We start from the raw sequence: 20,777 nt of genomic DNA on the forward strand, positions 1-20,777 counted from the left end.
GGCGACGCCGCTTCGGGTTCACTTATATCCGACGATTGCCGCGCGCCCCCTTGATCTGTATCACTGCGGCCGTAATGCGTTTCGAGTGAAGCCTCGCTCGACATGCTTACGGCAGATCGTCCAGCCGATGTTCTGTTTATGGGCGGTCGCCCGGCGCGAGATTCAGCAGCACGACGAACGACAGGATGCTCAGGATCAATGTGACGATCGAATACCTGAACACCCGCTCGTCGAACAGCATCCCATGCACGATGCCGGCCAGCGACGCCAGCGCGATGAACACGCTCAGCGTCGCGAGTGCGATGCGGTACTGCTTTCGGTTCATGACGGTCTCCCGGAAAGCGGTTCGGTCATATCGCTGCGCCATGTGCGCGTTGTCGCCTGGTTTGCAGCCTCTGTCGCCATGATCGAGTCGCGCTCCGGCGGGCCGTTGATCTGCATCAACGGACAAACTGGGCGGTTGCGCACCTGGTCGCCGTTGCCGCAAGCCTGCGGATGATTGATCCTCGTCAAGCCGCCAGTGCCGCCATGCGCGATGCTGAATCGGGTACGGCACACATCCGGTCGCACGCTTCGCGACCGGCACACGCCGGGACGGGAGACCGACATGAAGTCCGACGCAGCACTCAAGCAGGATGTCGAGCAAGCACTGTTCTGGAATCCGGCGATCGATTCGCGCCGGATCGACGTCGACGTACGCGACCGGATCGTGACGTTACGCGGCACGGTCGACAGCTGGGCCCAGAAGCTCGAGGCCCAGAAAACCGCGCTGCACGTCGCAGATGCGCGCGCGCTGGTGCTCGAATTGAACGTCGAGCCGCCGGAGGATGCCTGCGCCGACCACGAACTGGCGATCGCGATCACGTTCGCGCTTGGCTGGCAGGAGGCATTGCGCGATCACCAAATTCGCGTCGAAGTCGATCACGGCTGCGTGACGCTCGACGGCGAGGTTGATCATGCGTTCCAGAGCCGTGCAGCGGAAAAAATGGTGAGCCGGATGAAGGGCGTCGTCGGTGTCGCGAACCGCATTCGGGTGCGGGCCGACCATACGGTGCCCGACGTCGGCACGCGGATTGCCGAAGCGCTGGCCCGTCGCGCGCAGCGCGAATCAGCCGGAATCTCGATCGATGCGGACGACGGCATCGTCACGCTGACGGGCACGGTCGCGTCGCTGGCGGAAAGGCGTGCCGCGTGCGGCGCGGCGGCATCGGTCCGGGGCGTGCGCGAGGTCGTCGACCGGTTGTCCGTCGCGTGACAGTCGCGCCTGTACCGTCCACTACCACGGAGAAGCAGCCATGAATCGTTCGCATTCCGGCCCCGGCCGCAATTATCTGCGCCGCGACAAGCGCATGCAGCCGCATACGAAGGACAGTTATCGCGATCCGAAACGGCCGTCGGGCGACCGGATCTGCGAAGGATGCGGCGCCGTCTGCGACGCCGGCCGCTGGACCTGGTACGCGACGCCGCTCGACCGGCGCCAGCTCGAATGCCCGGCCTGCAAGCGCATGCGGGAAAACGCGCCGGCCGGCGAACTGGTGCTGCGCGGCGAATACGTGCGCCGGCATCGCTCCGCGATCCTCGAACTGCTCGAGCGACAAGCCGATCTTGAGATGAGCGAGCACGCGCTCGAACGCATCATGGAGATCGAGCAAACCGGCGACGCGCTCGTGATTCGAACCACCGGCGTGCACGTGGTGAGGCGCATGGGCGAGGCGCTGCTGCATGCGCATCACGGCGCGCTGGCATTCAACTATCGCGACAGCGAGGACGTGCTGCGCGCGAACTGGACCCGTGACGCGGCCTGAGCGGTCGCGGGTTCGGCGCACAGCCTCGACGTCATGAAGAAAACATTCGATTACTCCGGGTTGATGATCCCGATCGCGTTCGCGGTCCTGGTCGCCTATCAATTGCTGGCGGCCCAGCCGGCGACGACATCGATTTCGTACAGCGATTTTCATCGGCTGGTCGACGCACGGCTCGTCGACGAGCTCGACATCGGCCAGTCGTCGATCTCGGGCGCGCTGCGCATGCCGCAGGCCGCCACCATGCTGCCGGCTTCCGACGCGGTCGCCGTCAAGAAGGCGGGGTCGCCGTGGCGCTTCACGACGAATCGTGTCGGCGACGATCATCTGGTCGCCGCACTGACGGCCGCCGGCATCCGCTATCGCGGGATGCCGGATTCGGGCTGGATCGCGATGCTCGCGACGTGGCTGCTGCCGATGATCGTGCTCGTGCTGGTCTGGAACTTCATGATGCGGCGGCCGGGCGGGATGCGGGACCTGAGCGGCATGGGCAAGAGCCAGGCCCGCGTGTACGTGCAGCAGGAGACCGGCATCACGTTCGACGACATCGCGGGTATCGACGAGGCGAAGGCCGAGCTGCAGCAGATCGTCGCTTTCCTGCGCAGCCCCGAGCGCTACCAGCGGCTCGGCGGCAAGATTCCGAAGGGCGTGCTGATCGTCGGCGCGCCGGGCACCGGCAAGACGCTGCTTGCGCGTGCCGTCGCCGGCGAGGCGGGCGTGCCGTTCTTCACGATCAGCGGATCGGCATTCGTTGAGATGTTCGTCGGCGTGGGGGCGGCCCGCGTGCGCGACCTATTCGAGCAGGCGCAGCAGAAGGCGCCGTGCATCGTGTTCATTGACGAGCTCGATGCGCTCGGCAAGGCGCGCGGCGTCGGACTGATGTCCGGCAACGACGAACGCGAACAGACGCTCAATCAGTTGCTGGTGGAGATGGACGGCTTTCAGGCGAATTCGGGCGTCATCATCATGGCCGCGACCAACCGGCCGGAAATCCTGGATCCCGCGCTGCTGCGCCCTGGACGGTTCGACCGGCACATCGCGATCGACCGGCCGGACCTGGTCGGACGCAAGCAGATCCTGGCTGTCCATACGAAGCGCGTGAAGCTGGCACCGGAAGTCGACCTCGCGGAACTGGCGCAACGCACGCCGGGCTTCGTCGGCGCCGATCTCGCGAACGTCGTCAACGAAGCCGCGCTGCGTGCGGCCGAACTCGGCAAGCCGGCGATCGCGATGACCGATTTCGACGAAGCGATCGACCGCGCGATGACGGGCATGGAGCGCAAGAGCCGCGTGATGAACGAGCAGGAGAAGCGGACCATCGCGTACCACGAGGCGGGGCACGCGCTCGTCGCGCAAAGCCGTCCGCACTGCGATCCGGTGAAGAAGGTGTCGATCATCCCCCGCGGAATTGCGGCACTCGGCTACACGCAACAAGTCCCGACCGAGGATCGCTACGTGCTGCGCAGGAGCGAACTGCTCGACCGGCTCGATGTGTTGCTCGGTGGGCGGGTGGCCGAGGAAATCGCGTTCGGCGACGTATCGACTGGCGCGCAGAACGATCTCGAACGCGCGACCGCGCTCGCGCGGCACATGGTCATGCAGTATGGGATGAGCGACCGGCTCGGGCTGATGACGCTCGACGATGCGGTATCGCAGGGCGGCGTGCCCGCCGTGTGGACACCGGGCGACGGCCATTGCAGCGAGCACACCGCGCAACTGATCGACGAAGAGGTGCGCGCTCTGCTCGACGATGCGCACGCGCGGGTCGCGGCGACGCTCGGCGAGCACCGCGATGCGCTGGAGCGGATCGCAAGCAGCTTGCTGCAGCACGAATCGATCGATCACGACAGGCTGACGGCGCTCATCACGCCGCCGGACGATACCGGCGACGCGCGCCGGCCCACGCAGGCCGACACGGAAACGACCACGGACGCCTCCGTCTGAAAGAACGGTCGCCGGGGCGCGCCGAGCTCGGCCGCTGGTCTCCGTGCGTCGTTCAACAGCCAATGCAGCCCGGGCGCTTGCGCCGCGCCTGCGCCGCGTCGTCGGTCACGACCGACGCGAGCCGCGGATCGGGCCGGAACACCGTGATTCCCTTGAGTCCGTCACGCCATGCCTGGAAGAACAGCGCGTCGACTTCCGCGAGCGAACATTGCTCCGGCAGCGTCACGGTCTTCGAGATGCCGGCGTCGACGCACGGCTGCAGCGCCGCGAGCATCGCGACCTGCTCGGCCGGTGCGATATCCGCCGCCGTGACGAAATAGTCCGGCAGCCCGACGCTGTCGCCATGCAGGTCGCGAAACAGCCGGTAAGCGTGGTTCTCGACACGAAACGGCCGCACCCGTCCGTCCGCGGTGCGCACTAGGCGACGCTGCGTCCAGCCGAGCGCCGGCTCGATTCCGTTCGAACAGTTGTCGCAGAACGCGAGACTCACGCTGCCGGCCGGCGCGAACGACAGCAGATGGCTGTTGCGCAGCCCGTGCCGCGCGATCGCGTGGTGCACCTTCAGCGGCAGCAGCGTGCGGTGCGCGGGGCCGGTCAGATAGGCGGCGGGATCGTACGCGGGAAACACGCCGCGCTCGGCGGCAAGCGCGGCCGATGCGGCAAACGCATGCTCGCGCATCGTCAGCACGATGCTGCGTGCGAACGCCCGCGCTTCCGTGCCGTCGTAGCGCAGCCGCAGCATCGTCAGCGCGTCGCCCAGGCCGGTTACGCCGACCCCGATGCGGCGCGTGCGCCGCGCTTCGTGCTCGTGCGCGGCGAGTGGCCACGCGGTTAGATCGAGCACGTTGTCGAGCATGCGCACCTGGATGCACACCACGTCGGCGAGCCCTGAGAAATCGAAGCGTGGCTTGCCGCCGACCCCGAACGGATGATGGACGAATCGCGATAGGTCGATCGGCCCGAGCACGCAACTGCCGTACGGCGGCAGCGGCTGCTCGCCGCACGGGTTCGTCGCGTCGATCCGCTCGTGTTCGCGCAGCGGATTCGCGTCGCGGATCGTGTCGAGGAACAGCAGCCCCGGCTCGGCGCTGTCGCGCGCCGCGCCGACGATTTCGTGCCAGAGCGTACGCGCCGGAATCGTCGCATACAGGTACTGGCCGTCCGGCCGCCGGATCGGTGTGCCGGTCCCGGAACGGGGCCGCGCGTGATGGACGAGCGCCCAAGGCAGGTCCTGCCGGACCGCCTCCATGAACGCATCGGTGACGCCGACCGACAGGTTGAACGTCGGCCAGCGCGATCGTCCGCGCTTGGATGCGACGAAGGCCGCGAGATCCGGATGATCGCAGCGCAATGCGCCCATTTGCGCGCCCCGGCGCGGGCCGCTGAACGGCAGCGCCCGGCACATTGCGTCGAAGCGGTCGATCGCGACGCATGCGCCTCGTTCGGACGACACGCGCAGTTCGTACGCGCCGGCAGGTGGCACCGGCGAGAAGTCGTAGCCGATTCCGCCGCCCATCAACAGCGTGAGCCGTGCGTCGTCGAGCGCATGAGCGAGTGCTGCATCGATGGCCGGCCATGGCGCGCCCGGCGGAATCGCGAGCGAATGGACGAAGCAGTTGACCATCGTCCCGCCGGTATCCGCGCCGGCATTCGCGAGGATGCGGCCCGCGCCGATCGCGCCGTGTTGCAGGTTCCGGAAGAACGCGCGCTCCACCTGTGCACGAAGATCGGCCGGCTCGGCGAGCGACAGTGCATGCGCGACGCGATGGAAGAGGGCCGTGCGAGACGTTTCGCCGGGCTGCGCATAGCGTTCGGCGAACACGGTGGTACATAGCGGCTGCTCGTCCATGGCGGGGCTCGGCAACGATGAATGACTCACTGTAAGAGCCAGCCCGGACACGTCGTTGATCGAGCGCAACCGCGCGCCATCGCGGCGTCGCTTGACGGCGGTCAACGTGGTGGCCGGCATCGAACGTAATGTGGAGCCACGACCGGCACGCGTCGGTTGCCGGGCATCGCCGCGCCGGCGTCCACCGTGCAAGCGACGGGCGTCCCAGCCATCTACCGAGAGCCACCCACCGTGACCGACATCGTTACCGTCACATTGAATCCCGCCGTCGATGTTGCTACGTCGGTCGAGCATATCGTCGATACGCACAAGCTGCGCTGCGCGCGGCCGCGGCGCGACCCTGGCGGCGGCGGAATCAACGTCGCCCGGACCGTTCACCGACTCGGAGGCGATTGCGTCGCGCTGTACCTGGCCGGCGGCCCGACCGGCGACGTCCTGACGGCGCTACTCGAAGCCGAGCATCTGCCGAGCGAGCTAATCCGGATCGCCGGCGAGACCCGCGAGAACGTCTGCGTGACAGAGACCGCGACCGGGCGTGAATACCGCTTCCTGATGCCGGGGCCGCTGGTCACGAGTGTGGAGTGGCGCGCCTGCGCGGCGCGCATCGACACCATGCAACCGCCGCCGCGCTATCTCGTGTTGAGCGGAAGCCTGCCGCCCGGCGCCCCCGACGATCTCTACGCGACGCTTGCGCGGACGGCGAACACAAGGGGCGGCCGCGTGGTTGTCGACGCGGCGGGCCGGGCGCTGCAGGCGGCCCTCGAGGCCGGTGTTCATCTCGTCAAGCCGAGTATTGGCGAACTGAGTGCGCTGGCCGGCGAACCGCTCGACGACACGTCGGCATGCCGGAAGGCGAGCGAACTTGTGGCGCGCGGCCAGGCCGACATCGTCGCGTTGACGCTCGGCGCACGCGGCGCATGGGTCGTCACGCGCGATCGCACGCTGCGCCTGCCTGGCCGGCCCGCACCGGTGTGCAGCACGGTCGGCGCCGGAGACAGTTTCGTCGGCGGCATGGTGTGGGCGCTGGCGCGCGGCGTGCCGTTCGACGATGCGTGCCGCTACGCGCTTGCGGCATCGGCGGCGTCTGTCGAACGTCCCGGGACGGCGCTGTGCACTCGCGACGACGTCGAGCGAATTCATGCCGAACTGGTCGCGCAGGCAAGCTGAGGGGCAGGCGGCCCGACGCGTGCGCGATCTCGCCGGCGTGATCGATCGTTGATCTGGCTCAGCGGATTGCGCGGCGCGATCGCAAAAAATGGGGCATCTGTTCCACGAGATCCGCCATGGACTTTCGACTGATCGCCTGCCTGCTGCTGTCGTGCGTGCGGCCGGTTGCGTCCGCCGACGTCGCGTCGATCGCTTCTCCACCGCAGCGCGTGCTGATCCTGGTCTATCACCGATTCGCCGCCGCGCGCGTGGATTCGATGACGGTGCGCGTCGACACATTCCGCAACCAGCTGCAGGCGATCGAGGCGAACGGCTATCGCATCGTGCCGCTCGCCGACATCATACGCTGGCATGACGGCCAGCGCGATGCGGTGCCGGCGCGCGCGGTCGCGATCACGGTCGACGACGGTCACCGCTCCGTGTACGAGGTACTGCGCCCGTTACTGGCTGTGCATCCGGTGCCGGTCACGCTGTTCATCTATCCGTCGGCCATCTCCAATGCCAGCTATGCGATGACGTGGGACCAACTCCGCACGCTCGGGCGGGCCGGCGGATTCGACATCGAGTCGCATACGTACTGGCATCCGAATTTCCGCACCGAGCGCGCCCGGCTCACGCCGGACGACTACTTGCGCTTCGTGTCGTTCCAGTTGAGCCGCTCGCGCCAACGACTCGAGTCCGAAACCGGCCAGCCGGTCCGGATGCTGGCCTGGCCGTTCGGCGTCCACGATGCGCAGACCGACCAGCTGGCCGCTCGCGAAGGCTACGTCGCGGCATTCGCGCTCGACGCGCGCCCCGTTCGTATCACCGACTCGGCAATGGCGCTGCCGCGCTATCTGATGACCGACGCCTGCGACACACGATGCATGAACGGATTGCTGAGAACCGTCGGGGGCAAACCGTGATCGAACGTCTGATCGTCTGTCTGCTCGTGTCGCTCGCGGGATTCGCCGCCCGGGCGGCGCCCGTCACGATCACCGTCATCGATGCGGCGAACGGGCACCCGCTCGCCGGCGCAACCGGGCACGCGGCGGGTGCGAACCGGACCGCGGATCGCGACGGCGCGTTTTCACTAGAGATCGATGCGGCGGGCGCACGCCTGAGCGTGCGTGCGCCGGGCTACGCGCGAATCGAAGTCACGATCTCACCCGGCGAGGGTGCACAGACGATCCGCATGACGCCGGTGCGTCCGAAAGCCGTCTATCTGTCCGCTTACGGCGTCGCGGACCGCACGCTGCGCGACGCGGCGCTCTCCCTTCAGGACAAGACGGCGATCAACGCGCTCGTCATCGACGTGAAGGGCGACAGCGGCGTGACGCCATATCGCAGCCTGGCGCGTGAGATCTCCGGCGCCGCGAGCCATGTCGCCGGTGCGATCGTGCATCAGCCCGATTTGCCGGACCTGCTGCGGACGTTTCACGCACGCGGCCTCTACTTGATCGCGCGAATCGTCGTGTTCAAGGACGATCCGCTCGCGCGCGCTCACCCCGAGTGGGCCGTGCGCGACGCGGCCGGCGAGATCTGGCAGGACCGCGAGCATCAGCGCTGGATCGATCCGACGTCGCGCGCGGCCTGGCAACACAATTACGATGTCGCCGAAGAGGCGGCCCGCATGGGCTTCGACGAAATCCAGTTCGACTACCTGCGGTTTCCCGACGCCAACGGCCTGCGGTTCGCCGAGCCGAATACCGAGGCCAACCGAATCGCGGCGATCAGCGGATTCCTCACCGGCGCGCGTGCGCGGCTGCAGCCGTACAACCTCTACCTGTCGGCCGATGTTTTCGGGTACGTGTGCTGGAACGCCGACGATACGGCAATCGGACAGCGGCTCGATGCGCTCGTGCCGGTGGTGGACTACGTGTCGCCAATGCTGTATCCGTCCGGCTTCACGTGGGGCCTGCCCGGTTGCCGGAAACCGACCGAGCATCCGGGCGAGATCGTTTCGCGGTCGCTGGAGGAGGCGAAGCGCCGCACCGGGCTGGACGGTGTCCGGTTCAGGCCGTGGCTCCAGGCGTTTCGCGACTATGCATTCGATCGCCGGCTGTTCGATGCCGACGAGATTCGCGCGCAGGTCGACGCGGCCGATGCGGCAGGCACGGATGGCTGGATGCTGTGGAACCCGCGCAATCGCTACGATCCTGCCGCATTGCCGCGCTGATCAGCATATGCAAAGCGATTCGAACCTGCAGGAGACGAATCAAATATGCCGTGGAATGATGAGCGTTATCCGCCTTCGATGCGAAATCTTCCGCCGCCGGTTCGCGGCAAGGCGATCGAGATTGCCAACGCGCTGCTGCGGCAGGGGGCGCACCGAGGTCAGCGCGACCCGCCTTGCGATCGCGCAGGCGAAACGATGGGGCATGTGCATGTCGTCTTTCGTGGCCGCGGGTGACGGTCAAGTTGACGAATGACTGAACAACGGCCCTGTCGCCGATACTAGGCCGTACACCGTGCGGGGCATTCGCGCCCGGCCATCGCCGGATGCAATCGCGCGGCCAGTACGCAAGCCATCAGCATGACGGCGACCGCGATGCCGTGCGCCGGGTTGCGCAGACACGACGCGACCTGCTCGCTCCTCCCCACACCGAACAGGCACCACAGGCAGAAATGCTCGCAGTTGTTCGTGAGCAGCCGGTACTGGCATTCGCCAAGGCGCGAAGCCGCGCGGCGCGCGGCTTCCGTTCCATCGTACAGCGCGCTCGCGTGGCGAATGACCGCGAGCCCGAACCCGGCGCGGAAGCCGTCCAGCGTGACGACCTCGACCGGTCCGCCGCTCGCATGGCGCGACCATCCCGCGTAGTGAATCACGTTGCCGTCGCCGATATAGATCCCGTGATGCACGTAGCCGGGGCGGCGGGTCACGAGGTGGGCACCGACCGGCGGTTCGCCATCCAGCATGGCGTCGTCGGCGTGCGCTGCGGTCGGATCACTCATCGCCAGCTCCTCGGTATTGCGGCGGCGGGGCGGAAGAATCGGGCGCCGGCCGCGAAATACGTTGCGTTCTGTTACGTCTCCAGTATTGGCAGCGGAGCCGCGCGGAACAATCAGCGTGGCCTGAGCTTGCTGTCCGATGTCGAGCCGCCGTGTCGGAAATTTCCGACGGGCCGTGCAATATCGGCTGACAGCCGTCACGGACGATTGCGCCGTCGGTATCCCACTCCCCCCGTGATTTCAGGCGTGCCGTGTCGAACGGGCAGATGGGGCGCGATGACTGTCTCGCGGGGCCCGTCCGGCTTCGACAGGCGCGCGCTTGACCTGAGTCAACGGGAAATCCACGTTCCGCGGGACGCTGACATCGTCGTCGACGCGAATGCGCGACGTCACCGTACGCAGCCCGTTCCGCGACCGGACGGGCCGGGTCGCAGCCATGCGTGCTCAATCAGGAGAGTGAAGATGTGGACCGGAACCGTGAAGATGCTGCTGGTGGCAGCCTGCCTGCTGAACATCGGTGAGAACGCGCTGGCTGACACGTCCACCGAGCCGATCGTGCACAACGGTGTCGCTTATATCACCGGCGGAATCGGCCAGGACGAGGTCACTGCGTTTCGCGATGTCGCGCCTCGCTACAACCTGCGGATGACGTTCGCATCGAAGCGGGGCCATTATCTTTCCGATGTCGATGTCACGCTGTCGTCCGGCAAGTCGGCGATTCTCGACGTACACACGAGCGGTCCGTTCTTGTTCACCCGTGTGCCGCCGGGGCGATATACCGTGTCCGCGCACGACAGGGCCGTTCGGGAAGTCCGCCACGTCGTCGTACCGGCGCGCGGCGCCGTCGACGTGCGCTTCTACTGGCACGACCCTGAACGGCACGGCGCGATACGACTGTGTGGCGAATGTTCCGCATCGCCGCGGTAACTGGCGCGCTAGCCGCGCGTTCGCTCAGGACCGGCGCGGCGCGAGAGCCGACGAGGAGTCGGCCGATCCCGGATCCTGACGCTATCGATGTGGCAGGCTTCCGCGCGCAGCGCGACTCCGCCGACGCGGCCGGCACGAAGGAATGGATGCAGTGGAACAGACTCGATCGCGGCGATCCCGCTGTGCCGCCGCGCTGACCGCCGCGCTGCTGTTCACGCTTCCATCAGCCGGTGCGCACGCGGAGTCCGACACGGCCATGGCGCAGCAGGCCGCCGCGATCGACGAGGCCATCGCCGCCGAGATCGCCGATGGCCATCTTGCCGGCGCGGTGGTCGTGACGGGCGACGCGGACGGCGTGCTGGCGCGCGTCGCGCGCGGCCTGCGCGTGACGGGCGAGCACGTCGAGGCAATGACGGCCGATACCGTCTTCGATCTTGCGTCGCTGACCAAGCCGGTGGCGACGGCGGTCGCGATCATGCAGCTCGCGGAGCGCGGCATGCTGAGCCTCGACGCGCCGGTCGCGCGCTACTGGCCCGCGTTCGGCGCGCACGGCAAGGCCGGCATCACGATCCGCCAGTTGCTCGCACATGTGTCCGGGCTGCCGGCCGGCGTGTCGTCGTCCCGCGCGCTGCGCAGCCGTGCCGCCGTGCGAGCCGATATCGTCGCGATGACACCCGGCGCGCCGGCCGGTACACAGGTGCGCTACAGCGACGTCAACTACGTGGTGCTCGGCGAGATCGTCGAGCGCGTGTCGCACCGGCCGCTCGACGCGTGGTGCGCCGCGCATGTGTTCGCGCCGCTCGGGATGGCGAGCACGGCGTTCCGGCCGCCGGCGCTGCTGCTCGCGCGCGTGGCGCCCACCACCATTCGCGATGGCCGTCTGCTCCGGGGGAGCGTCCACGATCCCGTCGCGGCCGCGATGGGCGGCGTTGCCGGCAATGCGGGCCTGTTCGCGAGTGCGGACGATCTGGCGCGCTTCGCGCGCATGCTGCTGAACGGCGGTGTGCTCGGCCCGGTGCGCGTGCTGGCGCGCCGCAGCGTGGCCGCGCTCGAGACGCCGGCCACGCTCGACGCGGAAGGCGACCTGCACACGCCCGGCTGGGCGGTCGGGCCGCCGCTCGTCGCGAACCGCTACCGGCTGCCGCCGGTCGGCGCGCTGCAACACCTCGGCTACACGGGCACGGCGCTGTGGATCGATCCCGTGACGCGCCGCTTCGCGATCGTGCTCACGAGCCGGCTGTATCCGGACGAAACCGGCACGGCGATGCCATTGCGCTCGCTCGTGCTCGGCATCGTGTCGAGCGAGGCCGCGCCCGTGACGTCCTCGCGGATTGCGACGCGCGTGCCTGCGATGGCGGCGGCTCTCGCGCAAGCCGCCCGGTTGCCCGTATCGCGCGGGCCGGTTCTCGCCGGCATCGACGTGCTCGCGGCGAACGGCTTCGCGGCCGTCACGGGCAAGCGCATTGCGCTCGTCACGAACCACAGCGGCTTCGACCGGTTCGGCCGGCGCACGGTCGACCTGCTCGCGCAGGTGCCGGGCGCGCGGCTCGTCGCACTGTTTGCGCCCGAGCACGGGCTCGGCACCGACGTCGACGAGACGTTCGGCGACACGGTCGATGCCGCGACCGGTGTGGTCGTTCACAGCCTCTACGGCGACCGGCGCCGGATCGCGCCCGCGCTGCTCGCCGATGTCGACGTGCTGGTGCTCGATCTGCAGGACGCAGGCGTACGCTTCTTCACGTATCTGGCCACCCTCGGCTACGCGCTTGAGGCCGGCGCCGCCGCGCATCGCCCGGTGCTCGTGCTCGACCGCCCGGACCCGCTGGGCGGCGATGTGTTCGGCGGCCCCGTGGCCGATGCCGGGCCGGCCACGTTCACCGGTTATTACCCGTTGCCGCTCCAGCTCGGCATGACGCTCGGCGAACTGGCGCGACTGTTCAACGACCGTCTGCATATCGGCGCGGCGCTGACCGTGGTGCCGATGGCGAATTACGTGCGCGCGATGCGCTTCGGCGATACCGGGCTCGGCCGGGTGCCGCCATCGCCGAACCTGCGCGATGACGGCGCGTTGTCGCTGTACCCGGAGACGGGGCTGATCGAGGGAGCGGCGGTCAGTGTCGGGCGCGGCACCGAGACACCGTTCGGCGTCGTGGGTGCGCCATGGATCGACGGGCGCATCCTCGCGGACGATCTTCGCGCGATGCGGCTGGACGCAACCTTCTCGACGGTTCGCTTCGTGCCAACGGAGGGGCCGTATCGCGGCAGGGTGTGCGAAGGGGTGCGCATCGAACGGCCGCCCGGCGCGACGCGACCGGGCGAGATCGGGCTGGCGCTCGCACTGGCGCTGCACCGGCGTTATCCGGCGCGGTTCCGGATCGATGCGATCCGTGCATCGATCGGTTCGCGCGAGGTGGCGGACATGCTGGAGGCGGGGCGGTCGCTCGACGAGATCGAGCGCGTGGTTGTCGCGCAGGATGCGGCGTTCGCGCCTGAGAGAGCGGCATTTCTGCTGTACTGAACGGATGGCAAGCCGGCGGCTGACGCGCATGGCATGCGCGACGCATGCCGTGGCGCGACGTGTGGAGAATGGGCGGAAGAACGCCAGAACGGGCGCCAGTTTCGCACGGACTCGCGATGGAGCGTCTCCGCAACATCGTGGCATCCACCGATCGGCGCACGCGTCGCCCGGGCTTCCAGGGGCGCACACTTGCCCGACTGCACGCTATTCGTGCGCGTCGGATCGCGTGGCAGGAGCGGCCGAACGTTCATCGTGCCGTTTGCCGCGGCCTCGCTGCTCCCGTCCCGTGTCTTCGAGCATTCTCGTGACGTTGCTGAAGGCATTGCGCAGCGCGACGTAGGCGTCCTCGTCGCGTTCCTTGCTGGATACCAGTTGATGTCCGGGAATCGTGACCTCGATCCGGATATTGAACGGTTTCCCCTGATGATCGTGCTTCTCGTCCAGCACGACGTTGATCCGGCAATGCGAGATGTCCTGCCGGAATCGATCGAGTCTGGATACATGCCGGGCGGCTGCCGCCTCGAGCGCGTCCGAGCGCGGCATGCCTTGAAATACCAGTTCGTAAGGTGGCTTCATTGCTTGATCCGTTGATGGTTGATGAATGCCGCTCGTGCCCCGTCGTGCCGGCGTCCCTGAGATTCCGATTCAGAACGTGGCAATCTGAAGGACGACATCGAACGCGATGACCAGTGTCGAGCACAGAACGCCGAGCGCCAGGTTCGCGAGCCGATGCTCGACGTCCGGATGCTTGCCTGCCCATGCCGTCATGAAGAACAACCCGTCGAGAATCACCTGGAGTGCAAATACGAACAACATCAGCGTGAACTCGTAGCCGGCCTGCGGCAGTTGCGCGAAATTCCAGCCATGCCGGCTCACCCAATAGCCGATCCGGTAGACCTCGTAGCCGGCCAGCAGCAGGGGAAACACGTAAGAAACGAAATAGGTCGGCACGGTCGCATGCCGAAACTCGGGTAGGAAATGATGTCCGGCCTGCATGGTTGCCTCCCAGCCTGAACGCGTGCGTCAGGACGAATGTCGTCCACGCTTCCAGCCTAGGTTGTCGGGGCAGCCGCCGCTTGACACGCATCAACGGCGGCTTTTATGGACCGCGTCGGCCCGTGGAAACGAGAATTCCATCGAGCGCGTGTCCGGGCCACGCGAACGACAAGGTTTGACCAACATGACCGGCTGAGCGGCTGGACGGGCGAAACTCCGACCGTGCCATTGACGCGAAACGCAAACGCGATATCGAACAGGAACCGCCCCGGGATCCGGCATCCGGGGCGAGAATGATTGCCCTGCGGCAACGGTGGCGCCGGCCGCACCGTGGCCGACATGAATTCCGCGTGTCCCCCTCGCGAGTCGTACAAGACCGACCGACGGCACACTGATGGCTCAACCGAGTTCGTCGCCCCAGTTTCCCGCTTGCGCCGCACCCGCCGACGGGGCCATACGTGGGCGATGCGCGATCATGCAATCGGTCGTGAGCAGCAGCGACGCGACCGAGATCGCGTTCTGTAGCGCCGAACGCGCGACCTTGACCGGGTCGACGATTCCGGCAGCAATCATGTCCCCATATGTCGCAGTCGCCGCGTCATAGCCGAACGGCCCGGTTGCGGCATCGACCGCGTGTACGATGGCCTGCGCGTCCGCTCCGGCGTTTTCGGCGATTTGACGCAGCGGGGATGCCAGTGCGTCGTGCACGATCCGCGCGCCGGTGCGCTGCACATCTGTCAGGTATGCGCCGTTGCCTTTGAGCGCGCACCGTGCACGCAGCAGTGCGACGCCACCGCCCGGCACAATGCCTTCCTCCATCGCGGCGCGCGTTGCATGCAAGGCATCCTCGAAGCGATTCTTGCGCTCGCGCAGCGCGGTTTCCGTCGCGGCGCCGACGCGAATCACCGCTACGCCGCCCGCGAGTTTCGTCAATCGGCGCGTCAGCGCGTCGCGCTCGTATCCGGCCGGTGTCGCCGCGATGCGCGTACGCAGCGCCTGGACGCGGTCGTCGATGCGCTGGCGTTCGCCTCGCCCGGCGATTACCGTCGTCGTCTCGCGCGTGATCTCGACGCGCCGCGCGGAACCGAGATCGTCCGGCGTCGTGCGCTCGAGTGTCCGTCCGGCCTGAATGGAAATGACCGTTGCACCGGTCAGCGCGGCGAGGTCGGCGAGCTGCTCGGTACGCGCCTCGCCGAATCCGGGCGAGTGGATCGCGCACGATTTCAGCGTGCCGCGCAGGTGGTTGACGACGAGGGTCGCCAGCGCTTCGCCTTCCACTTCGTTCGCGACGACGAGAAGCGGCTTGCCGGTGCTGCTGAGCGCCTCGAGTACCGGCAGCAGTTGTGCGATCGCGCTGATGTTCATGTCGCAGAGCAGGATGTGCGGCTCGTCAAGGACGATGCGGTGATTGTCCGAATCGACGAACAGCGGCGACAGATAGCCGCGATCGATCAGCGAGCCGTCCACGGTCTCGAGCTCGTCGTCAAGCTTCGTGCCGTCCTCGATGCTGATCGCGCCGTCCCTGCCCACACGCTCGACGGCCTGTGCGACGAGCGCGCCGATCGTGCTGTCGCCGCTGGCGGAAATCGTCGCGATCTGGCGCATCTCGTCCGCGCTCGCGCACGGTTTCGACACGCGGTGCAGTTCGGCGACCACGTCACGGCCGGCCGCTTCGATCGCGCGCTTGAGCGCCATCGGATCGTGCCCGGCAGTGACGCACTTGATGCCTTCGGCAACGATTGCCTGTGCCAGGGTGGTGGCGGTGGTCGTGCCGTCGCCGGCGACTTCGCTCGTGCGGGTCGCTACTTCGCGCAACAACCTGGCGCCCATTTCCTCGAACGGATCGGGCAGGTCGACAGCGCCGGCGACGACGACGCCCGAGTTCGCGACCAGCGGCGCCGTGCCGGCCCGCTCGACGATCACGTTGCGCCCGCCCGGGCCGAGCGTGATCTTGACCGCCTCGGCAATCGCGTTGACGCCTTTGAGCAGCCGTTGGCGAGCATCCTGATGAAACACAAGCGATTTTGCGGGCACGATGCACCTCCTGTGCGACGAAGCCGGGCACGACGCATCTCGGGACCGGCGACCGATACGGATATTCCACCTGCCGGCGCGTCGTGCCGATTGACCTGAGTCAACGAGGGCAATACGTTTCGCACCGCCATGTGCTCGCCCAAGAGCCTTCGGTGTCTCCATCCTGAGCGTTGATCTCCGTCAATTGCCGCGGTCATCGCCAATCGAGAATAAATGCATCACTGACGAGAAGGAGGCACGACATGAAAGAATCGTCCACGAAACTGGCGGTCAACAAGCCGCAGGAGAGTGCGGAGCATGCGCCGACAGGGGCGTCGTACTGGCATCCGATCGAAACGCTGCGCCATGAGATGGACCGTCTCTTCGACGATTTCAATCGCAGCGCGGGCATGCCGACGGTGCGGCGGCCGATTTTCAACCTTCAGCCATTCTGGCGCCGCGATCACGAATGGAACGCCGAGCCCGCGGTCGACTTCGCGGAAACCGAAAAGTCATACGAAATCACCGCGGAATTGCCCGGGCTGGACGAGAAGGACATCGAGGTCAAGCTCGCGAACGGCGGCTTGTCGATCCGCGGCGAAAAGCAGGAAGAAAAGGAGGAGCAGCACAAGGACTACTACGTCCACGAGCGCCGCTTCGGCTCATTCGAGCGCTACTTTCGCATGCCTGACGGGGTCGACAGGAACAAGATCGAGGCGTCGTTCCAGAAAGGCATTCTGACGGTGACGCTGCCGAAGACGCCGGAAGCGCGCAAGGCCGAGAAGAAGATCGAGGTCAAGGCAGGCTGAAACGGGTGCGGGCATCCGCCGACGCGTGCCGGCGGACGCCGGTGCACATGCTTTCCGTTTGCTTCTCGATCGCTGGATCATGTCGCCACACAGCGACATTCGGGTGGTCGACGGAAGGCGGTCCTGCATTCGCCATGCATGCAGAGCCGATATCCGGGTTGTCGGACACGGCGCCCGTGCGCCAGTGGTTGCACCGTCGCGTGCAATCCGTCCACACGGGGCCGATTTCTTGAGATCGCCCGCGCGTCATGGCGAATGGATTCAACGGACGCACGCGCCGCCCGACAAGCGTGAATGAGGGAGGTCGTCATGTATGCCGGCAAGGTTCTCGTCGTGTTCTATTCGCGCACCGGCACGACCCGCCGGGCCGCGTCCGCGCTGGCCGAGATGCTCGACGCCGACGTCGAGGAAATCGTCGTGACGCGCGATCGCGCGGGCCCGTTCGGCTATCTGCGTTCGCTCGTCGAGGCAATCAACCAGAAGCCGGCGGAGATCGTCGCGGCGAAGCGCGACCCGGCCGCGTACGATCTCGTGGTGATCGGCTCCCCGGTCTGGGCAGGTTGCGTATCGTCGCCGGTGCGGGCGTATCTCGTCGCGAACCAGCGGCGCCTGCCGCGTGTCGCATTCTTTTGCAGCTTCGCACAACGTGGTGCGGACTCCGCACTCACGCAAATGCGGATGCTGGCTCGCAAGTCGCCGCTCGCCGAATGTCACGTGACGCCGCGCGAAACGTTGCATGGCGATGCCAGCCCGATTCTGGCGGCATTTGCCGAACGCGCAACGCGCAGACTGGCGGAAGCGGTCGCGACGACTGCGGCGCGCTGAAGCATGCGCGTTCGCGCGAGCGGGGCACCGGGCGATAGCGCTCTCAGGAACCGGCGCACGGGCGCGTGCGCCCTCGTGTAACGGTGTGGCGGACGTTCCGACGCCGGCACAAACGTCGGCTTGCGCGATGGACAGGCCTCAAGACGCGGGACGGTGTGCGTCTGCGGCCGCGAGATAGCCGACGATATCGTCGAGCGTAACCAGACGACCATAGTCGCGCTCCGGAATCTCCACCTTCAGCCGCGCATGAAGGCCCGTCAGAAAATTGAGCCAGTCCATCGAATCGAGATCGACCTGACTGCGCAGCGGACGATCCGCACGCAGCGTCGACGGGTCGAGTTCCGGCGCGACGGATGCAAGCGTTTCCAGTACGACCGAAAGGATGCCGTCGAGGTCCACATCCATCGCTTGCGCGCCAAGCTCGGCAGCGAGCTGATCCGAACGGTGCGCGGCGTGGGTTACGTGTTGATGCGGGACGCTGCATGAAAGCCGTGCTGCCCGGGCGTTCGCTGCATGGCCGGCTGCTGACGCTCGTGCCGGCCGTGGTCCTCGCTGTCTGGCTATCGACGCTGATGCTGACCTGGCTCGATGCGCGGCGCGAGATCGACCGGCTGCTCGACGGCCACCTCGCGCAGGTGGCGGCACTGCTCGTCGCGCAACAGGCGCGCGGGCCGGATGACGACGACAATGCGATCGATGCGCCGATCCTTCATCCGTACGGGCCGCGCGTGGCCTTTCAGGTGTTTCATGAAGGCCGGCTCGGCCTGCATTCCGAAAACGCGCCGTCGAAGCCGATGGTGGCGCCCGAGCTGACCGGGCGCGATCAGTCGTCCGGAGTCTGGACCGTCGTGATCGACGGGAATGCGTGGCGGGTATTCGGCGTGCACGGCGTGCGCGGCGATGTTCAGGTGTTCGTGGGCGAACGAATCGATTCACGCAAGGCGATCCTGGGCGCCGTCATGCGCAGCGCATTGTGGCCGATGGCGGCTGCGTTGCCGTTGTTGGTGCTGGCCATCGGCTGGGCGGTTCGCCGAGGCACGGCGCCGCTGCGCGATTTCGGACGAACGCTCGCGAAGCGGAATCCGCAGGCACTCGACACGATTCGGCCGGACCGGACGCCGCTCGAGATGCGGCCGATGCTGGATGCGTTGAATGGCTTGTTCGAGCGGATTCGTGCCGTGATGGATGCGGCGCGCCGATTCACGGCCGATGCTGCTCACGAGTTGCGCACGCCGCTCGCGGCCGTCAAGGCGCAGGCGCAGGTCGCGATGGCGGAGCCCCATGACGCGCGACGCCGGCATGCGCTGCGGGGCGTGCTCGAAGGGTGCGATCGGGCCGCGCGCCTGGTGGATCAGCTTCTGTTGCTTTCGCGTCTCGATGCGGGCGCGTTGGCGGACCGCGCGCCGGTCGACGTATCGACCCTGGCGAAACGCGTGATCGCGGAGGCTGCGCCGCGGTCGATCGGGATACGGCAGAGGCTGGAACTCGATGCGCCGTCGCCGTGCATCGTCGGCGGCAACGAACCCTTGCTCGAGTCGGTGATGCGCAACCTGGTCGACAACGCGATTCGCTACAGTCCGCCGCAGGCGTGCATCACCGTTTCGGTCGGCCATCGAGAAGGGCGCACCGTGCTGCGGGTCGAAGACAGCGGCCCGGGCATGCGCGACGACGATCTGGACCGGCTGGGTGAACGATTCTTTCGGCCCGCGGGAACCCGGCCGGGCGGGAGCGGCCTCGGCTGGTCGATCGTGCGGCGAATCGCCGCCGCGCATGACGCCGATATTCAGGTTGACCGATCAACCGCACTTGGCGGCCTACGCGTGACCGTGTTGTGGCCTGAGCCTGACGGACCCAGTCCAGCTACGCGCTCGGCCCGTCATACGCATGACTGAGACGACGGGCCAACGTCACCGCATTGCGCGGTGCACACGAGAATGGCTGTAGGCAAATAGGTTCGACGCGCTTGTGGCCGGATGCGGCGAACCGCGCGATCACTGCCCAGCAGCGCCGCTCGCAGGTCCGCTGGGCCAGCCATGCATGTAGCCGGGCCCCATGCCCATCCCCATTCCTTGCCCGCGATGCATGCCGCGCATGGGGGGCGCGTCGGGGAGCTTGATTCCGCGCGCTTTCGCACGCTTCTGCATCTCGGCATGATGTTCGGCGCGGATTTTCTCGCGCTCCACATCCGACGCTGCCGCGAGCATCCGCGTACGGTATTCCGTCCGCTCGGTCGGCGTCATCAGTTGACTGCCATAAATCATGCCTCCCGACTCGACAGCGGGGCCACGAGCAGGCTGGCGAGGCTGGGCGTCCGCAAGGCCGATCATCACTGCAATCGCGACACCGATCAGGAGCGAAACGGTGAACCTGTTTGCTCTGGACATGATGGTCTCCAAGTCGTTTGCATGAGTCCAACGGTACGCAGAACGGGCGGGTGGTCCTTTGTCACAGATCAAGTCTTGCCGGGCGTCCGTCAATACCATCGAATACATGCCCGAGATCACGCCGTTGTCAGACGCGCGGTGCATCATTGCCCGCCGCAGAAGTGAAGCGTCGTGAGCCGTCCAGATTCTCTCGTTTCGGAGGGGCCCAGCCATGTCGAACTCGTTGCGTTATCGTGAAAGAACCGCCGAAGTCGCCGAGCAGATGCGCAAGCTTCGGCAGTCACAGCCAGAACTCCTGTCCGCCTTCGGCGCGTTGGGCGCGGCCGGTACCAAAGATGGCGCACTGACAAAAAAGACACGCGAGCTCATCGCGCTGGGCATCGCGATCTCGTGCCGCTGCGACGACTGCATCGGCTTCCATATGCAATCGTTGATCAAGCTGAAGGCGACGCGTGAGGAGGTCGAGGAGGTTGCTGGTGTCGCCGTCTACATGGGGGGCGGCCCATCGATGATGTATGCGGCACATGCGCTGGTGGCGTTCGACGAGCTTTCGACGTGAATGCCGGCGACCGTCGCTACCAGAGACGCGCGCATGGGCCTTCGTGTCCGCTT

21 protein-coding genes and 1 pseudogene are annotated in these 20,777 nt (G+C 67.0%); 13 read left to right on the forward strand and 9 right to left on the reverse strand.

Annotation, left to right across the window (positions count from 1 at the left end):
* Positions 1–136 precede the first annotated feature (136 nt).
* Positions 137–325: a DUF2964 family protein gene (locus tag H0X91_RS25270; protein WP_006488308.1), complete on the reverse strand. Its 189-nt coding sequence runs from the start codon at positions 323–325 to the stop codon at positions 137–139.
* 282 nt (positions 326–607) lie between these two features.
* On the opposite strand from H0X91_RS25270, the gene H0X91_RS25275 reads away from it, so the two are divergent.
* From H0X91_RS25275 to ftsH, 3 genes are read left to right on the forward strand one after another with little or no spacing between them, the layout of a single operon-like run.
* Positions 608–1,255: a BON domain-containing protein gene (locus H0X91_RS25275; RefSeq protein ID WP_034202923.1), complete on the forward strand. Its 648-nt coding sequence runs from the start codon at positions 608–610 to the stop codon at positions 1,253–1,255.
* A gap of 40 nt (positions 1,256–1,295) precedes the next feature.
* Complete coding sequence (locus tag H0X91_RS25280) at positions 1,296–1,805, forward strand: BCAM0308 family protein (protein WP_006488392.1); 510 nt, start codon at positions 1,296–1,298, stop codon at positions 1,803–1,805.
* A gap of 33 nt (positions 1,806–1,838) precedes the next feature.
* Positions 1,839–3,746, forward strand: a complete 1,908-nt coding sequence (ftsH, locus tag H0X91_RS25285) for an ATP-dependent zinc metalloprotease FtsH (RefSeq protein ID WP_006488324.1) — start codon at positions 1,839–1,841, stop codon at positions 3,744–3,746.
* Positions 3,747–3,798: 52 nt separating this feature from the next.
* Here ftsH and H0X91_RS25290 read toward each other — a convergent pair whose 3' ends face one another.
* Positions 3,799–5,595: an adenosylcobalamin-dependent ribonucleoside-diphosphate reductase gene (locus H0X91_RS25290; protein ID WP_196433453.1), complete on the reverse strand. Its 1,797-nt coding sequence runs from the start codon at positions 5,593–5,595 to the stop codon at positions 3,799–3,801.
* 231 nt (positions 5,596–5,826) lie between these two features.
* Between H0X91_RS25290 and H0X91_RS25295 the strand changes: the two genes are divergently transcribed.
* From H0X91_RS25295 to H0X91_RS25305, 3 genes are all read left to right on the forward strand, one after another.
* Positions 5,827–6,762, forward strand: coding sequence for a 1-phosphofructokinase family hexose kinase (locus H0X91_RS25295; protein WP_163124241.1), 936 nt, complete (start codon positions 5,827–5,829; stop codon positions 6,760–6,762).
* A 116-nt stretch (positions 6,763–6,878) separates the two neighbouring features.
* Entirely contained in the window at positions 6,879–7,667 is a 789-nt protein-coding gene (locus H0X91_RS25300) for a polysaccharide deacetylase family protein (RefSeq protein WP_196433440.1), read from the forward strand.
* Positions 7,664–8,920, forward strand: coding sequence for a putative glycoside hydrolase (locus H0X91_RS25305; RefSeq protein WP_196433441.1), 1,257 nt, complete (start codon positions 7,664–7,666; stop codon positions 8,918–8,920). Before H0X91_RS25300 ends, H0X91_RS25305 begins: the two co-directional genes overlap by 4 nt.
* 39 nt (positions 8,921–8,959) lie before the next feature.
* Here H0X91_RS25305 and H0X91_RS35440 read toward each other — a convergent pair whose 3' ends face one another.
* Together H0X91_RS35440 and H0X91_RS25315 are read right to left on the reverse strand one after the other, a co-directional pair.
* A complete protein-coding gene (locus tag H0X91_RS35440) occupies positions 8,960–9,130 on the reverse strand; it encodes a hypothetical protein (protein WP_196433442.1) in 171 nt (56 codons plus the stop codon).
* Between the two features lie 68 nt (positions 9,131–9,198).
* Positions 9,199–9,696, reverse strand: a complete 498-nt coding sequence (locus H0X91_RS25315; RefSeq protein WP_034202918.1) for a lecithin retinol acyltransferase family protein — start codon at positions 9,694–9,696, stop codon at positions 9,199–9,201.
* 459 nt (positions 9,697–10,155) lie between these two features.
* Here H0X91_RS25315 and H0X91_RS25320 point away from each other — a divergent pair, with 459 nt between their 5' ends.
* The gene (locus H0X91_RS25320; RefSeq protein ID WP_034202917.1) at positions 10,156–10,620 is read left to right on the forward strand and encodes a hypothetical protein; all 465 of its coding nucleotides are present in this window, start codon (positions 10,156–10,158) and stop codon (positions 10,618–10,620) included.
* 142 nt (positions 10,621–10,762) lie between these two features.
* Positions 10,763–13,138: an exo-beta-N-acetylmuramidase NamZ domain-containing protein gene (locus tag H0X91_RS25325; protein WP_196433443.1), complete on the forward strand. Its 2,376-nt coding sequence runs from the start codon at positions 10,763–10,765 to the stop codon at positions 13,136–13,138.
* Positions 13,139–13,342: 204 nt separating this feature from the next.
* Here the strand turns inward: H0X91_RS25325 and H0X91_RS25330 are convergent, their stop codons facing one another.
* The 3 genes from H0X91_RS25330 to groL form a co-directional block, all read right to left on the reverse strand.
* Positions 13,343–13,714, reverse strand: a complete 372-nt coding sequence (locus tag H0X91_RS25330) for an HPF/RaiA family ribosome-associated protein (RefSeq protein WP_196433444.1) — start codon at positions 13,712–13,714, stop codon at positions 13,343–13,345.
* A 69-nt stretch (positions 13,715–13,783) separates the two neighbouring features.
* Positions 13,784–14,134 (reverse strand): hypothetical protein, encoded by a 351-nt coding sequence (locus tag H0X91_RS25335; protein WP_034202915.1) that lies wholly within the window; start codon positions 14,132–14,134, stop codon positions 13,784–13,786.
* 399 nt (positions 14,135–14,533) lie between these two features.
* Positions 14,534–16,168, reverse strand: coding sequence for a chaperonin GroEL (groL, locus tag H0X91_RS25340; RefSeq protein ID WP_034202914.1), 1,635 nt, complete (start codon positions 16,166–16,168; stop codon positions 14,534–14,536).
* A 242-nt stretch (positions 16,169–16,410) separates the two neighbouring features.
* Between groL and H0X91_RS25345 the strand changes: the two genes are divergently transcribed.
* The gene (locus H0X91_RS25345) at positions 16,411–16,956 is read left to right on the forward strand and encodes an Hsp20/alpha crystallin family protein (protein ID WP_034202913.1); all 546 of its coding nucleotides are present in this window, start codon (positions 16,411–16,413) and stop codon (positions 16,954–16,956) included.
* Between the two features lie 294 nt (positions 16,957–17,250).
* Positions 17,251–17,781, forward strand: coding sequence for a flavodoxin family protein (locus H0X91_RS25350; RefSeq protein ID WP_230626831.1), 531 nt, complete (start codon positions 17,251–17,253; stop codon positions 17,779–17,781).
* A 138-nt stretch (positions 17,782–17,919) separates the two neighbouring features.
* Here H0X91_RS25350 and H0X91_RS25355 read toward each other — a convergent pair whose 3' ends face one another.
* Complete coding sequence (locus tag H0X91_RS25355) at positions 17,920–18,186, reverse strand: acyl carrier protein (protein WP_196251093.1); 267 nt, start codon at positions 18,184–18,186, stop codon at positions 17,920–17,922.
* On the opposite strand from H0X91_RS25355, the pseudogene H0X91_RS25360 reads away from it, so the two are divergent.
* Together H0X91_RS25360 and H0X91_RS25365 are read left to right on the forward strand one after the other, a co-directional pair.
* A pseudogene (locus H0X91_RS25360) lies at positions 18,163–18,267 on the forward strand (winged helix-turn-helix domain-containing protein); the annotation flags it as partial. The gene H0X91_RS25355 and the pseudogene H0X91_RS25360 sit on opposite strands and share 24 nt — an antisense overlap.
* Complete coding sequence (locus H0X91_RS25365; RefSeq protein ID WP_196433445.1) at positions 18,264–19,673, forward strand: ATP-binding protein; 1,410 nt, start codon at positions 18,264–18,266, stop codon at positions 19,671–19,673. The pseudogene H0X91_RS25360 and the gene H0X91_RS25365, both read left to right, overlap by 4 nt.
* A gap of 99 nt (positions 19,674–19,772) precedes the next feature.
* Here the strand turns inward: H0X91_RS25365 and H0X91_RS25370 are convergent, their stop codons facing one another.
* Positions 19,773–20,165 carry a hypothetical protein gene (locus H0X91_RS25370; protein ID WP_196433446.1) on the reverse strand — a complete coding sequence of 131 codons (393 nt, stop codon included), beginning with the start codon at positions 20,163–20,165 and terminating at the stop codon, positions 19,773–19,775.
* Between the two features lie 211 nt (positions 20,166–20,376).
* On the opposite strand from H0X91_RS25370, the gene H0X91_RS25375 reads away from it, so the two are divergent.
* The gene (locus H0X91_RS25375) at positions 20,377–20,724 is read left to right on the forward strand and encodes a carboxymuconolactone decarboxylase family protein (RefSeq protein WP_034202910.1); all 348 of its coding nucleotides are present in this window, start codon (positions 20,377–20,379) and stop codon (positions 20,722–20,724) included.
* Positions 20,725–20,777 lie beyond the last annotated feature (53 nt).

The sequence above is a fragment of the Burkholderia sp. 9777_1386 genome (genome assembly GCF_015712265.1).
GTDB classification, from domain to species: domain Bacteria; phylum Pseudomonadota; class Gammaproteobacteria; order Burkholderiales; family Burkholderiaceae; genus Burkholderia; species Burkholderia cenocepacia.